13 protein-coding genes are annotated in these 12,509 nt (G+C 61.8%); 8 read left to right on the forward strand and 5 right to left on the reverse strand.

The window, feature by feature from the left end; all coding sequences use genetic code 11:
- The first annotated feature begins 72 nt into the window (after nucleotides 1-72).
- From argJ to ribA, 4 genes are read left to right on the forward strand one after another with little or no spacing between them, the layout of a single operon-like run.
- Entirely contained in the window at nucleotides 73-1,290 is a 1,218-nt protein-coding gene (gene argJ / locus B9Q17_RS06410) for a bifunctional glutamate N-acetyltransferase/amino-acid acetyltransferase ArgJ (RefSeq protein ID WP_094624580.1), read from the forward strand.
- A 10-nt stretch (nucleotides 1,291-1,300) separates the two neighbouring features.
- Nucleotides 1,301-2,251: a Nudix family hydrolase gene (locus tag B9Q17_RS06415; RefSeq protein WP_094624581.1), complete on the forward strand. Its 951-nt coding sequence runs from the start codon at nucleotides 1,301-1,303 to the stop codon at nucleotides 2,249-2,251.
- Between the two features lie 48 nt (nucleotides 2,252-2,299).
- Nucleotides 2,300-2,788: a cyclic pyranopterin monophosphate synthase MoaC gene (moaC, locus tag B9Q17_RS06420; RefSeq protein ID WP_094624776.1), complete on the forward strand. Its 489-nt coding sequence runs from the start codon at nucleotides 2,300-2,302 to the stop codon at nucleotides 2,786-2,788.
- Nucleotides 2,789-2,840: 52 nt separating this feature from the next.
- A complete protein-coding gene (gene ribA / locus B9Q17_RS06425) occupies nucleotides 2,841-3,452 on the forward strand; it encodes a GTP cyclohydrolase II (protein WP_022988697.1) in 612 nt (203 codons plus the stop codon).
- A 42-nt stretch (nucleotides 3,453-3,494) separates the two neighbouring features.
- Here the strand turns inward: ribA and dxs are convergent, their stop codons facing one another.
- The 4 genes from dxs to B9Q17_RS06445 form a co-directional block, all read right to left on the reverse strand.
- Complete coding sequence (gene dxs, locus B9Q17_RS06430) at nucleotides 3,495-5,426, reverse strand: 1-deoxy-D-xylulose-5-phosphate synthase (protein WP_094624582.1); 1,932 nt, start codon at nucleotides 5,424-5,426, stop codon at nucleotides 3,495-3,497.
- A gap of 120 nt (nucleotides 5,427-5,546) precedes the next feature.
- Nucleotides 5,547-6,443, reverse strand: coding sequence for a (2E,6E)-farnesyl diphosphate synthase (ispA, locus tag B9Q17_RS06435; RefSeq protein WP_094624583.1), 897 nt, complete (start codon nucleotides 6,441-6,443; stop codon nucleotides 5,547-5,549).
- The gene (locus B9Q17_RS06440; RefSeq protein WP_022988700.1) at nucleotides 6,443-6,700 is read right to left on the reverse strand and encodes an exodeoxyribonuclease VII small subunit; all 258 of its coding nucleotides are present in this window, start codon (nucleotides 6,698-6,700) and stop codon (nucleotides 6,443-6,445) included. Before B9Q17_RS06440 ends, ispA begins: the two co-directional genes overlap by 1 nt.
- Nucleotides 6,701-6,757: 57 nt before the next feature.
- On the reverse strand, nucleotides 6,758-7,531 hold the full coding sequence (locus B9Q17_RS06445) for an NRDE family protein (RefSeq protein WP_094624584.1): 774 nt from the start codon (nucleotides 7,529-7,531) through the stop codon (nucleotides 6,758-6,760).
- A 93-nt stretch (nucleotides 7,532-7,624) separates the two neighbouring features.
- Between B9Q17_RS06445 and B9Q17_RS06450 the strand changes: the two genes are divergently transcribed.
- The 4 genes from B9Q17_RS06450 (at nucleotide 7,625) to B9Q17_RS06465 (ending at nucleotide 10,779) form a co-directional block, all read left to right on the forward strand.
- Entirely contained in the window at nucleotides 7,625-8,422 is a 798-nt protein-coding gene (locus tag B9Q17_RS06450; RefSeq protein ID WP_094624585.1) for a sulfite exporter TauE/SafE family protein, read from the forward strand.
- A 10-nt stretch (nucleotides 8,423-8,432) separates the two neighbouring features.
- Nucleotides 8,433-9,221, forward strand: a complete 789-nt coding sequence (gene lgt, locus B9Q17_RS06455) for a prolipoprotein diacylglyceryl transferase (RefSeq protein WP_022988703.1) — start codon at nucleotides 8,433-8,435, stop codon at nucleotides 9,219-9,221.
- Nucleotides 9,218-10,057 (forward strand): thymidylate synthase, encoded by an 840-nt coding sequence (locus B9Q17_RS06460; RefSeq protein ID WP_094624586.1) that lies wholly within the window; start codon nucleotides 9,218-9,220, stop codon nucleotides 10,055-10,057. The genes lgt and B9Q17_RS06460 overlap by 4 nt, the downstream gene beginning before the upstream one ends.
- A 206-nt stretch (nucleotides 10,058-10,263) precedes the next feature.
- Nucleotides 10,264-10,779, forward strand: a complete 516-nt coding sequence (locus B9Q17_RS06465; RefSeq protein WP_094624587.1) for a dihydrofolate reductase — start codon at nucleotides 10,264-10,266, stop codon at nucleotides 10,777-10,779.
- 19 nt (nucleotides 10,780-10,798) lie between these two features.
- Here the strand turns inward: B9Q17_RS06465 and B9Q17_RS06470 are convergent, their stop codons facing one another.
- Nucleotides 10,799-12,325: a DEAD/DEAH box helicase gene (locus B9Q17_RS06470; RefSeq protein ID WP_094624588.1), complete on the reverse strand. Its 1,527-nt coding sequence runs from the start codon at nucleotides 12,323-12,325 to the stop codon at nucleotides 10,799-10,801.
- Nucleotides 12,326-12,509 lie beyond the last annotated feature (184 nt).

Below are 12,509 nucleotides of genomic sequence, written 5' to 3' on the forward strand. Positions count from 1 at the left end.
CGCAAACCGCCAGAGTGCTGGCAGCTTGCGGGTTTTGTCGTTTATTGATCAGGATTATTCAAGGAGACAGGCATGGCGGTAGGTCCAGGAACCTTACCCGAGTTTTTCCCGGTGGCCGGGGTGAAGATTGGCATTGCCAGCGCCGGCATCAAAAAGCCCGGCCGCAAAGACGTCGTGGTGTTCGAGCTGGCACCCGGTGCCCGGGTGGCCGGTATTTTTACCACTAACCAGTTCTGTGCCGCCCCGGTAGTGCTGAGCCGGCGCCACCTGGAGCAGGGTGCTCCCCGTTATTTGCTGATCAACACCGGCAACGCCAATGCCGGTACCGGCGCCCGTGGTATGGCCGATGCCGAACGTTGCTGCGCCGAGCTGGCCGGGCAGGCGGGTGTCCGGACGGCTGACGTTCTGCCGTTCTCGACCGGCGTCATCGGCGAGCCGCTGCCGGTGGACAAGATTGTTGTTGCGTTGCCGGAAGCCCTTTCGGGCAGCCGTGAAGATCGCTGGGCGGAAGCTGCCAGCGGCATTATGACCACGGATACCCGGCCCAAGGGTGCCAGCTGCCAGGTGGACCTGGATGGCCACACGGTAACCATCTCCGGCATCAGCAAGGGCGCTGGCATGATTCGCCCCAACATGGCGACCATGCTGGGCTTTATCGCTACCGATGCCAATATTGCGCCGGACGTGCTCCAAGGCCTGGCCTCCGAGTTGGGCGAGAAGTCCTTCAACCGGATTACCATCGACAGTGACACATCCACTAACGATGCCTGCATGCTGATGGCCACTGGCCAGTACTCCGGCCCGGAAATTACCGCAGACAGCCCGTTGCTGCCCAGGCTGAGGGAAGTCCTGCAGCAGGTCTACCTGGACCTGGCCCATGCCATTGTTCGTGACGGCGAAGGCGCCACCAAGTTTGTCACCATCGACGTAACCGGTGCCGGTAACCAGCAGGAAGCCCTGGACGTAGCCTATACCGTGGCCCACTCGCCGCTGGTAAAAACCGCCCTGTTTGCGTCAGACCCGAACTGGGGCCGGATCCTGGCGGCCGTGGGCCGGGCCGGTGTACCGAATCTCGACCTGGAAGCGCTGGAAATCTATCTGGGCGATGTCTGCCTGGTGCGCAACGGCGGCAGGGCGGATGATTATTCCGAAGCCCGCGGCCAGGCAGTAATGGACCAGGAAGAAATTACCATCGCCATTGACCTGAAGCGGGGCGATGTCCACGAAACCGTGTGGACCTGCGACTTCTCCCACGACTATGTGACCATCAATGCCGAATACCGCACCTGAGCCGTCGGCCATGGCAGTGAAGAAACTGATCCATGTCGCGGTAGCGGTAATCGTGCGTGGCGGCCGCATACTGATCGCCCGGCGGCCGGAGCACGTACATCAGGGAGGATTGCTGGAATTTCCCGGTGGCAAGGTAGAGTCGGGAGAAACCGTACAGCAGGCCCTGGTGCGGGAAATCGCCGAAGAAACCGGGCTTCGGGTGCCGGCTGAAACGCTGGAGCCGGTGATTGGTATTCGCCATGACTACGGCGACAAGCAAGTGTTCCTGGATGTCTGGCAGACCGCAGCGGCGGAAGGCGAAGCCGAGGGCAGGGAAGGTCAGCCGGTGTTCTGGCTGACCCCGGAAGAGCTGCGGGATGAAGACTTTCCTGCGGCGAACCGGCCGATCATCCGGGCCCTGAGACTGCCCCGGACTTTGCACATTACCGGTTCCCTGGCTGGGCCAGGCGAGGGTGAATGCCGGCTCGACCAGGCCCTGCAGCGGGTTACCGACGGCCTGGTAGTGCTAAGGGCGCCGGGGCTGGTTCCGGAGCAGTACCGGCGGCTGGTCTCGATGGCGCTGGCGCGCTGTTCCGGCTCATCGGTCGGGGTAATGCTCCATGGTGGACCAGCCCTGCTTTCGGAATTTACGGAGGCCGACGGCCTGCATTTGCCCTGGCGTGAAGCTGAAAGGCTTTCAGGGCGCCCTGTAGCGGGTAATGTCCGGCTGGGTGTGTCTTGCCATAGTGCAGAGCAACTGCGCCAGGCAGAGCGCCTGGGAGCGGATTACGCGGTGCTGGGGCCGGTGTTGCCCACGGCCAGCCACCCTGGAGAACCAACCCTGGGCTGGGAGGCCTTTGAGCAACTGGTCGCTGCAGCCAGGCTGCCGGTCTACGCACTGGGCGGTATGCAGCCCGGCCACATAGCAAAGGCCAGGGCCCTTGGCGGCCAGGGGATTGCCGGGATCGGTTTCTGGTGGTAACCGGGCCTTGCTGAAATAACCCATTGAATGACTGAGGCGGAAACAATCGTGAGCAAGCTGACTCATCTTGATGATAAGGGCGAAGCCCGGATGGTCGATGTAACCGACAAGGCTGTTACCGAGCGCGAGGCCCGGGCCGAGGCGACTATCCGCATGCAGCCTGAAACCCTGCGTATGATCGTGGATGGCGAGCATCCGAAGGGTGACGTACTGGCCACTGCACGAATTGCCGGCATTATGGCGGCCAAGAGGACCCACGACCTGATTCCCCTTTGCCATGCACTGAACCTTACCTCGGTGAAGGTGGAGCTGACCCCGGGGGACGATGGCGCCTCGGTCCATATCCTGACCCGATGCAAGCTCTCCGGCCAGACCGGTGTCGAGATGGAAGCACTGACGGCAGCCAGCATTGCGGCCCTCACCCTGTACGATATGTGCAAGGCGGTGGACAAGGGTATGGTGGTTGATAACGCCCGTTTGCTTGAGAAAAAAGGTGGTCGTTCCGGTCACTGGGTTGCCGGCACTACGCCCGCCTAGTACCACCGTGATAGAATGCCCGCCCCATTTGTCAGAACCACGAGGAATTACAGTGGCTGTTCGTTACATTGAGACCTGCCGTTTGCCCACCCCGTTCGGTGTTTTCGACATGCACGGCTTTGAAGAGCCGGATACCGGCAAGGAGCATGTAGCGCTGACGTTGGGTGATATCAGCTCAGACGAGCCACTGCTGGCCCGTACCCACTCGGAGTGTCTGACCGGTGACGCCCTGTACAGCATGCGCTGTGATTGCGGCTACCAGCTGGAAGAAGCGCTGCGCAGTATTGCCCGGGAAGGCCGTGGCATTCTGTTGTACCTGCGCCAGGAAGGCCGGGGTATCGGCCTGCTGAACAAGATCCGGGCCTACCGGTTGCAGGATGAGGGCGCAGATACGGTCGAGGCGAACGAGCGGCTGGGCTTCGGGGCAGACCTGAGGGATTACAGCATGTGCAAAGACATGCTGGAGCATCTGGGCATTACCAGCCTGAGGCTGATGACCAATAATCCGCGGAAAGTGAAGGCGCTGGAATCTTACGGCATCCGGATTGCCGAGCGGGTGCCTTTGCATGTGGGCCGTAACCCCCATAACGAGCATTACCTGAATACCAAGCAAAGCAAGCTGGGCCACTGGCTTGAGACCCACCAGGACGACGACCTGGCCTGAATAATTGATTGCTGCGGGCAACCCGGGTTGCCCGCGTACCGGTTACCTGGTGGCGGTCAGCCCCGGGTAACCCAGTTGCTCCAGGCGCCGGGCGATGGCCTCGCGAATCCCTTCGGCATTCAGCCCGCACTCTTCCAGCAGTTCCTCGTGCTTGCCGTGCTCCACGAACCGGTCAGGTAGGCCCAGCTGCAGCACCGGCATGGTAACCAGGCTGGCGTTCAGGAATTCGGTCACTGCACTGCCGGCACCACCGGCTACCACGTTCTCTTCCAGGGTCACCAGCAGGTCATGCTGTTCGGCCAGTTCCAGCACCAGGGCTTCGTCCAGAGGTTTAACAAAGCGCATGTCGGCCACGGTGGCATCCAGGGCTTCGGCCGCTTCCAGTGCCGGTGTCAGCAGGGTGCCGAAATTGAGAATGGCCACCCGGCTGCCGTCCCGAACCCGACGGCCCTTGCCGATGGGCAGTGCCTGCAGCTGTTGCTGGATGTCCGCGCCCGGGCCGGTGCCCCGGGGATAACGCACCGCCGCCGGGCCCTGGAATTCCAGGCCGGTGTGCAGCAGTTGACGGGTTTCGTTTTCATCCGACGGTGTCATGATCACCATGTTCGGGATGCAACGCAGGTAGCTGATATCGAAGGCGCCGGCGTGGGTGGGGCCGTCTTCGCCCACCAGGCCTGCCCGGTCGATGGCAAACAGCACATCCAGGTTCTGGATGGCCACATCGTGCACCAGCTGATCGTAGCCCCGTTGCAGGAAGGTGGAGTAGATGGCCACCACCGGCTTGGCGCCGTCACAGGCCATACCGGCCGCCAGGGTTACGGCGTGCTGTTCGGCAATGGCAACATCGAAATAGCGCTCCGGGAAGCGTTCGGAGAACGCCAGCAGGTCTGACCCTTCACACATGGCCGGGGTAATGCCGACAACCCGCTCGTCCTGTTCTGCCGCATCACACAGCCACTGGCCGAAGACGTTGGCGTACTTGGGTTTGGGCGAGGCGGGTTTTACCGGCTCCGGTTTGCTGGCCGGCACCGGTTCGATCTTGTTGATGGCGTGGTAGCCGATCGGATCGGCCTCGGCCGGGGCGAAGCCCTTGCCCTTGGTGGTCACTACGTGCAGGAACTGCGGGCCTTCCAGCTCGCGGATATTTTCCAGTGTTTCCACCAGCAACGGCAGGTCATGGCCATCGATGGGGCCGATGTAGTTGAAACCCAGCTCCTCGAACAGGGTGCCGGGTGCGATCATGCCCTTGAAGTGCTCTTCGGTCTTCTTGGCCAGCGCCATCAGGTGTGGCGTGCCTTTCAAGACCTTTTTGCTGCTGTCGCGAACCTGGTTGTAGGTACGGCTGGCCAGCAGCTTGGCAAAGTAGTTGGACAGGCCACCGACGTTGCGGGAGATGGACATGTCGTTGTCGTTCAGGATTACCAGCATGTCGGCATGCAGGTGGCCTGCGTGGTTCAGGGCCTCGAAGGCCATGCCTGCGGTCATGGCGCCATCGCCGATCACGGCAATGCTCTTGCGCCCGGTGTTTTGCATGCGGGCGGCAATGGCCATGCCCAGGGCGGCACTGATAGACGTGCTGGAGTGGCCCACGCCGAAGGTGTCGTATTCACTTTCGGCCCGTTTCGGGAAGCCGGCCAGGCCATCCTTGCGGCGGATGCTGCCCATTTGCTCGCGGCGGCCGGTCAGGATCTTGTGGGGGTAGGCCTGGTGGCCCACATCCCATACCAGCCGGTCTTCAGGCGTGTTGAACACAAAATGCAGTGCCAGGGTCAGTTCCAGAACCCCCAGGCCGGCACCGAAATGCCCACCGGTCTGGCCCACCGACCAGAGCAGGAATGCTCGCAGCTCCCGGGCCAGTTGGGGCAGATCTTCCGGCGGAAGTTCACGCAGCTGGGCCGGAACTTCAATCCGGTCCAGTAGCGGAGTGTTGGGCCGCTGTGACGGGATTTCCCTGAAAATATATGTGTCCTGCATCAGCTCGGGTCTTTGTCGGAAAGATGAATTCTCTGGCGGGCATTATAAGGGAACAGGACAGGCTGTTTCATACTTCCCGGGCCAGTTGTTACAAAAAGGTATGTTGCGGCGATAATCCGGTCAGTGGTTCCGGCTGACCACATAGTCTGCCATGGCCCGCAACGGAGCGGCTTCTTCGCCAAGCCCGTCCAGCGCCTGCTTGGATTGCTGCAGCAACGCGCCGAGCCGCTCCCGGGCGCCGTCCAGCCCCAGCAGGGCCGGGTAGGTGGGCTTGGCCTTGGCGGCGTCGGAGCCCTGGCGCTTGCCGATGATTTCAGTGTCGCCCTCGATGTCCAGCAGGTCGTCCTGCACCTGGAATGCCAGGCCAAGGGCGCTGGCGTAATCCGACAAGGCACTCAGATGTTGCTCGCTGACCCCCGGAGCGGTCAGGGCGCCCAGCCGAACGCTGGCTTCAATCAACGCGCCGGTCTTGTGCCGGTGCATGGTTTCCAGCTGTTCGATGTTCAGCGCAAGGCCGACCGATTCCAGGTCAATGGCCTGGCCGCCCACCATGCCCTGATGGCCACTGGCCCGGGCCAGTTCGGCAATCATGCTAACCCGCTGGGTATCGGACAGTTGCGGGGCATCAGCGAGCAGCGTGAACGCCAGGGTCTGCAGCGCATCGCCGGCCAGGATCGCGGTAGCTTCGTCAAAGGCAATATGGGCTGTAGGCCGGCCCCGGCGCAGGTCGTCGTCATCCATGGCGGGCAGGTCGTCGTGCACCAGCGAATAGGCGTGGATCAGTTCCAGTGAACAGGCCGGTGCCACGGCGGCATCTTCCAGGCTGCCCACTGCCCTGGCGGCGGCCAGGCACAGCGCCGGGCGAATCCGTTTGCCGCCTCCCAGCACGCTGTAGCGCATGGCTTCCTGCAGGCGGTCTGACACCGAGGCCTGCTGGATGCCCTGGGCGAGTTCGTGGTCAATACGGGTGCGGCAGTGTTCCAGGTAGGCGAGTGCCGGGGAAGTGCTGTCGGTCATCAGTTGCTGTCATCCGCGGAAAAGGGCCGGGTTTCCAGCGAGCCATCGCTGTTCTGGACGAGTTGTTCCACCCGTTGCTCGGCGGATTTCAGGGCGCTCTGGCATTCCCGGGTGAGTTTGACGCCCCGCTCGAAAGCGGCCAGGGACTGCTCCAGCGACAGCTCGCCTTGCTCCAGGTCGCGAACCAGCTTTTCCAGTTCGTCCAGGGATTTTTCAAAGTCGGCAATGGATGTGCTGTTGTTGCTCTCGCCGGCCATGGGGCCCTCCGGGTCCGGTGTGTCAGAAATTGGGCGGATTATATCAGAGTCCCCGGGCTATCGCTGCCAGCTGAACTGACGTCGCTCAAGGGCGGCGCCGAACGGCCCCCAGGATTGTTCGGTTACGTGGATTTCGCCTTCCCGGGAGACCGTCACCACCGTGGTGGCCCGGGTGCCATAGTACTCACCGGTGACGAAGGGCGCCGACAGAAACCGCTCGGTTTCGATGCCCACGCCGGTATCCGGCAGTTCGTGGTCCGGGGCCGGGCTGTTGTCCTGCAGCAGGGGAATCAGCTGCTGATGGAGTGCGCCGGCATCACCGCCGGCCTGCTCGACACAGTGGCCCACGGCGGTGCGCAGGCGCAGCAGCTTCGGCCAGGGCGTCTGCAACAGGTGATTGCTCAGGCCGTACATGCCCCGGAATACCTGCCGGCCGGGATGGGCGTCCCGGTTACTGTAATACCAGCCGCCGGAGCCGGCCAGCGACACCAGGTTAAACCCGGCGTAGCGGCCGGGTTCGGAATTCAGATGATGTTGCAATTCCTCCCGTGGCCGGGCCAGAGCCAGCAGTGGCAGCTCACCCCGGCTGTGGCGACCGCTTTCGGTACTGCCTTCGCGCACGTTGGTAACCGCAGCCACCTGGCCGTCCGGAGAAATAGCCAGCCAGGTACCGCCGGATTCCAGGTCTCTGCCTGCCAGTACTTTTTGCCCGTGGGAATCTTGCCACCAGTCCATGCCGGCAGTGGGGCGCCGGAAAAATTCATCCCGGTTGGCCGCCACCACCAGCGGGAAGCGGGGGTTCTGGCCAACGGCGAAGGCAATCAGGCACATGGTTGAGGCGTTTCCTTTGGTTCGGGAGGCTGCAGATACAGTCAACTATGCGTATCATACCAGCCTGAAATCCTACCGGGACCCTTGAGACTCATGACCCTGTTTGGCGTATTTATTCTGTACCTGCTGCTCGGCGCCCTGGCCGGCACCATGGCGGGCCTGTTCGGCATTGGTGGCGGCCTGGTGATCGTGCCTGTGCTGATCTTCAGCTTCGGATTTGTGGGCGTGAGCCCTGAAATCGCTGCGCACCTGGCCATCGGCACGTCCCTGGCCACCATCGTGTTCACCTCGATCAGCTCCATCCGCACCCACCACCAGCACCAGGCAGTGCGCTGGGAACTGTTCCGGCCCCTGACTGTGGGTATTGTCGGCGGTGCAGTGGTCGGGGCCTGGACGGCGTCTTTACTGAGCGGGCCGGCCCTGGAAACCATCATCGGTGCCTTCGCTATCCTGGTGGCCCTGAAAATGATCCTGGAAGTGAACCCCAAGCCGGGCCGGGATGTGCCGGGAACAACCGGCCTTGGCGTAGCCGGCGGCTTTATCGGCTGGGCCTCCGCCATTTTCGGGATTGGCGGCGGCACTATATCCGTGCCTTACCTGACCTGGTGTAACGTGAAAATGCAGCAGGCGGTGGGAACCTCCGCCGCCCTTGGTCTGCCCATCGCCCTGGCCGGAGCCGCTGCCAACATCTGGACCGGCTGGGAACACCCGGGCTTGCCGGAAATGAGCTTCGGCTTCATATATTTGCCAGCCCTGATCGGTATTGTGGTTACCAGCGTGTTCTTTGCCCGCATCGGCGCAAAGCTGGCGCACAAACTGGACGGCCGCCTGCTGAAGCGAATCTTTGCGATCGTTCTGATCATCGTCGGCCTCCGATTCCTGCTGAGCTGAGAGACATTCCATGCTGCAACACCCGCAATTTGACCCGGTGGCCATCGCCATCGGCCCACTGAAAATTCACTGGTATGGCCTGACCTACCTGCTCGGCTTTGCTGCCGGCTGGTGGCTGGGCCGCCTGCGCACCCGCAAGCCCTGGTCGCCCCTGCACGAAGAACAGGTGGGCGACATGCTGTTCTACCTGGCGCTAGGGGTCATCCTCGGTGGCCGCTTCGGCTACGTGGTGTTCTACAACTTCGACACCTTCCTGGCAGACCCGCTGTGGCTGCTCAGGGTCTGGGAAGGCGGCATGTCGTTCCACGGCGGATTGCTGGGCGTGATGCTGGCTATGTGGTGGTTCGGCCGCAAAACCGGGGCCGGCTTCTGGAAAATCGCCGACTTCGTGGCACCCCTGGTTCCGGTGGGGCTGGGTGCCGGGCGCATCGGCAACTTCATCAACGGCGAACTCTGGGGCAAGCCCACCGACGTGTCCTGGGGCATGGTCTTCCCCCAGGCACCGGACAGCCTGGCGCGACACCCGTCCCAGCTCTACCAGTTCGCCCTGGAAGGCGTGGTGCTGTTCGCATTGCTTTGGTGGTTCTCCTCCAAACCCCGCCCGAAAATGGCCGTCTCCGGCCTGTTCCTGGTGGGCTACGGCAGCTTCCGCTTCCTGACCGAATTCGTACGCCAGCCAGACCCGCAACTGGGCTACCTGGCCTTTGACTGGCTCACCATGGGGCAGGTGCTCTCCACCCCCATGATTGCCGCCGGCGCCGCCCTGATGATCCTCGCTTACCGGAGAAACGCCCAATGAAAGCCTACCTCGACCTGATGCAAGACGTAGTCGACAACGGATTCGACAAAGGCGACCGCACCGGCGTAGGTACCCGCTCGGTATTCGGCCGACAAATCCGCTTCAACCTGCAGGACGGCTTCCCCCTGGTCACCACCAAGAAAGTGCACCTGCGCAGCATCATCTACGAACTACTGTGGTTCCTGAAAGGCTCCACCGACAACACCTGGCTGGCGGAACGCAAAGTCAGCATCTGGAACGAATGGGCCCTCGAAAACGGCGACTTGGGCCCCATCTACGGCAAACAATGGCGCAGCTGGCAATGCCACGACGGCCGCGTTATCGACCAGATCAGCGAAGTCATCGACCAGATTCGCACCAAACCCAACTCCCGGCGCCTGATCGTCTCAGCCTGGAACCCGGCAGAATTGCCGGACGAGTCCGTTAGCCCTCAGGACAACGTGCGTGAAGGCCGCATGGCACTGGCGCCTTGCCACTGCCTGTTCCAGTTCTACGTAGCCGACGGCAAACTCTCCTGCCAGCTATACCAGCGCAGCGCCGACCTGTTCCTCGGTGTTCCGTTCAACATCGCCAGCTACGCGCTGCTGACCCACATGATCGCCCAGCAATGTGATCTGGAAGTGGGAGAATTCGTCCACACCTTTGGCGACTGCCACCTGTACAGCAACCACCTGACCGACGACATCGTGTTCGAACAACTGAAGCGCGAGCCGAGGCCGCTGCCCAAACTGGTCATCAAGCGCAAGCCGGAATCGATATTCTATTACGAACTGGAAGACTTTGAGTTCAAAGGCTATGAGCCCCATCCCGTGATCAAAGCTCCGATAGCAATCTAATCTGAGTCGACGGCATTCTCCGGTGCCAGGTTGCAAGGGGTTGGGAAGGCTTTCCAAAAATGTGCGGAGCCATGGATGGCGGAGCAGAAGCGCCACATGGATGTGCCGCAAGGAGCGGTTTTTGGAAAGCCTTCCCAACCCCTTGCGGGAGCACTAGGCAAGCGGTAATTAAGGCGGCAAGGCAGCAAGATTCGAGGTAGAAAAGAATGAGAAAGGCACTGATCGTAGCCATGTCCCGGAACCGGGTCATCGGGAGGAACAACCAGCTCCCCTGGTATCTGCCGGGGGATTTGAAGTACTTCAAGCAGGCCACCATGGGTAAGCCCATCATCATGGGGCGGAAAACCTGGGATTCCATTGGCCGGCCGTTGCCCGGGCGCATGAATGTGGTGATATCAAGGAACGCAGACTGGCAGGCACCCGCGGGCACCGTTGCTGCGCCATCACTGGAAGCGGCACTGGTTAAAGCGGAAGCCCAGGCTGAGCTGGAAGGCGGAGACGAAGTAATGATCATCGGTGGCGGCCAGATCTACGCTGAAGCCCTGCCGATGGTCGACCGGATGTACATCACCCAGGTACACGCCGAGGTAGACGGAGATGCGTATTTTCCGGAGGTGAACTGGGACGAGTGGGAAGAGATCGGGCGGGAGGATTTCGCCGCCTCTGATAACAATCCTTACGACTACAGTTTCGTAGTCTACCAGCGTAGCCGGTCAAGCTGACCGGCTAGCTGAACAGGCCTCAGCGCGGGGCGCGCTTGGGGCCCTTGGCTGCAGGCTTGCCGCCCTTGCCGGCGGGCTTGCCAGCTTTCGGGCCGCTCTTGCGGAAGCCTGGCTTGCCATCCTTACTGAACTTCTTGCCCGGGGCACCCTTACGGAAACCACCTTTGCCCGGAGGCGGGCCTTTGCGATCGCGGCGGGGTGCGGCAGAAATCTCCGGCAGGGCTTCCGGCTGCTCCAGCGGCAGGGAATCCGGCTGGGAGGCTTCCAGCAGGCAGGCCAGCGCGCCGGCTACGGCGGCCATGTCCATGTCGTTACGCTCGGCAATCTCGTCCAGCAGGGCGATAGCCTTGCCAGAACGGGGATCATTGGTGAAGCCCAGCAGCTGCTCTTCAAACTGTTCTACCCGCATTTTCTGCAGGGCAGCCGGTGACGGCAGCTGGTACGGTTCCATCGGAGAGTTGGTGGCCCGCTCCAGAGTGCGCAGCCAGCTACGCTCACGCGGAGTGACCAGCAGGATAGCCTTGCCGGTACGGCCGGCACGACCGGTACGACCAACACGGTGAATGTACGCTTCAGTGTCGTAGGGCACATCGTAGTTGATAACGTGGGTAATCCTGGACACGTCCAGGCCACGAGCCGCTACGTCGGTGGCAATGATGATGTCTTTCTTGCCACGCTTGAGATCTTCAACGGTCTGCTCGCGCTGGCGCTGGTTCAGGTCACCGCTCAGGGGTGCCACAGCGTGGCCACGGGCTGACAGCTTTTCAGCCAGCAGGGTGGTTTCGGCCTTGGTGCGCACAAAGATAATGGAAGCGTCGAACGGCTCCACTTCCAGGATGCGGGTCAGGGCATCCAGCTTGCGCTCGGCATACACCGGCAGAACGAACTGGGAGATACGCTCAACCGTGCGGGTCTCGCTCTCGATTTTTACTTCAGTCGCGTTCTTCAGGTAGGTCTGCGCAACTTTCTTGATCTGCGGCGGCATGGTGGCCGAGAACAGGGCGCGCTGACAGGTATCTGGGGTTTTCGACAGAATCGCTTCTACGTCGTCGATAAAGCCCATGCGCAGCATTTCGTCGGCTTCATCCAGCACCAGTGCCTTCAGGCTGCCCAGTTTCAGGGTGCCTTTGCGCAGGTGGTCGAGCATCCGGCCCGGGGTGCCCACAATAACCTGGGCGCCACGCTTGAGGCCGCGAATCTGCGGAGCAAAGTCCTGGCCGCCGTAAATGGGCAGTACATGGAAGTTGCGGAACTTGCTGGCGTAGGTCGTGAAGGCCTCTGCCACCTGGATGGCCAGCTCTCGTGTCGGAGCCAGTACCAGGATCTGGGGTTCAGCAATGTTGGCGTCGATGCGGCTCAGCAGCGGCAGGGCAAAGGCTGCGGTCTTGCCGGTACCGGTCTGGGCAACGCCCAACAGGTGGTTACCGGCCAGGAGGGCAGGGATGGATTGCGCCTGGATGGGCGACGGAGTTTCATAGCCAACAGCGGAAACGGCTTCCAGTACAGCTGGATCCAGCCCCAGTTCGGCAAAAGACAATTCTGACATGAATGTACTCGGTATTCGGAGGGTATTGCACCGCAGGGCAGTGCGTGATTTTGAAACATTATAGTCGTTTTGTCGCTGCTTTAATATGAATAATGCCGGTTTGGTGGTAGGTAGTTGCCGGGGCAAGGTTATTGCGGGCGTGTTGCGATTGGTGCAGTCTATGAGGTTTGCATACTAACCAACT

Origin of the sequence: Marinobacter vinifirmus, from assembly GCF_002258215.1 — a bacterium.
Classification (GTDB): domain Bacteria; phylum Pseudomonadota; class Gammaproteobacteria; order Pseudomonadales; family Oleiphilaceae; genus Marinobacter; species Marinobacter vinifirmus.

Coding starts and splice junctions, on each gene's coding strand:
- B9Q17_RS06415 (WP_094624581.1), top strand. CDS start 1,301: ATGGCAGTGAAGAAACTGATCCATGTCGCGGTAGCGGTAATCGTGCGT.
- dxs (WP_094624582.1), bottom strand. CDS start 5,426: ATGCAGGACACATATATTTTCAGGGAAATCCCGTCACAGCGGCCCAAC.
- ispA (WP_094624583.1), bottom strand. CDS start 6,443: ATGACCGACAGCACTTCCCCGGCACTCGCCTACCTGGAACACTGCCGC.
- B9Q17_RS06465 (WP_094624587.1), top strand. CDS start 10,264: ATGAGAAAGGCACTGATCGTAGCCATGTCCCGGAACCGGGTCATCGGG.
- B9Q17_RS06445 (WP_094624584.1), bottom strand. CDS start 7,531: ATGTGCCTGATTGCCTTCGCCGTTGGCCAGAACCCCCGCTTCCCGCTG.
- B9Q17_RS06460 (WP_094624586.1), top strand. CDS start 9,218: ATGAAAGCCTACCTCGACCTGATGCAAGACGTAGTCGACAACGGATTC.
- lgt (WP_022988703.1), top strand. CDS start 8,433: ATGCTGCAACACCCGCAATTTGACCCGGTGGCCATCGCCATCGGCCCA.
- argJ (WP_094624580.1), top strand. CDS start 73: ATGGCGGTAGGTCCAGGAACCTTACCCGAGTTTTTCCCGGTGGCCGGG.
- B9Q17_RS06450 (WP_094624585.1), top strand. CDS start 7,625: ATGACCCTGTTTGGCGTATTTATTCTGTACCTGCTGCTCGGCGCCCTG.
- B9Q17_RS06440 (WP_022988700.1), bottom strand. CDS start 6,700: ATGGCCGGCGAGAGCAACAACAGCACATCCATTGCCGACTTTGAAAAA.
- B9Q17_RS06470 (WP_094624588.1), bottom strand. CDS start 12,325: ATGTCAGAATTGTCTTTTGCCGAACTGGGGCTGGATCCAGCTGTACTG.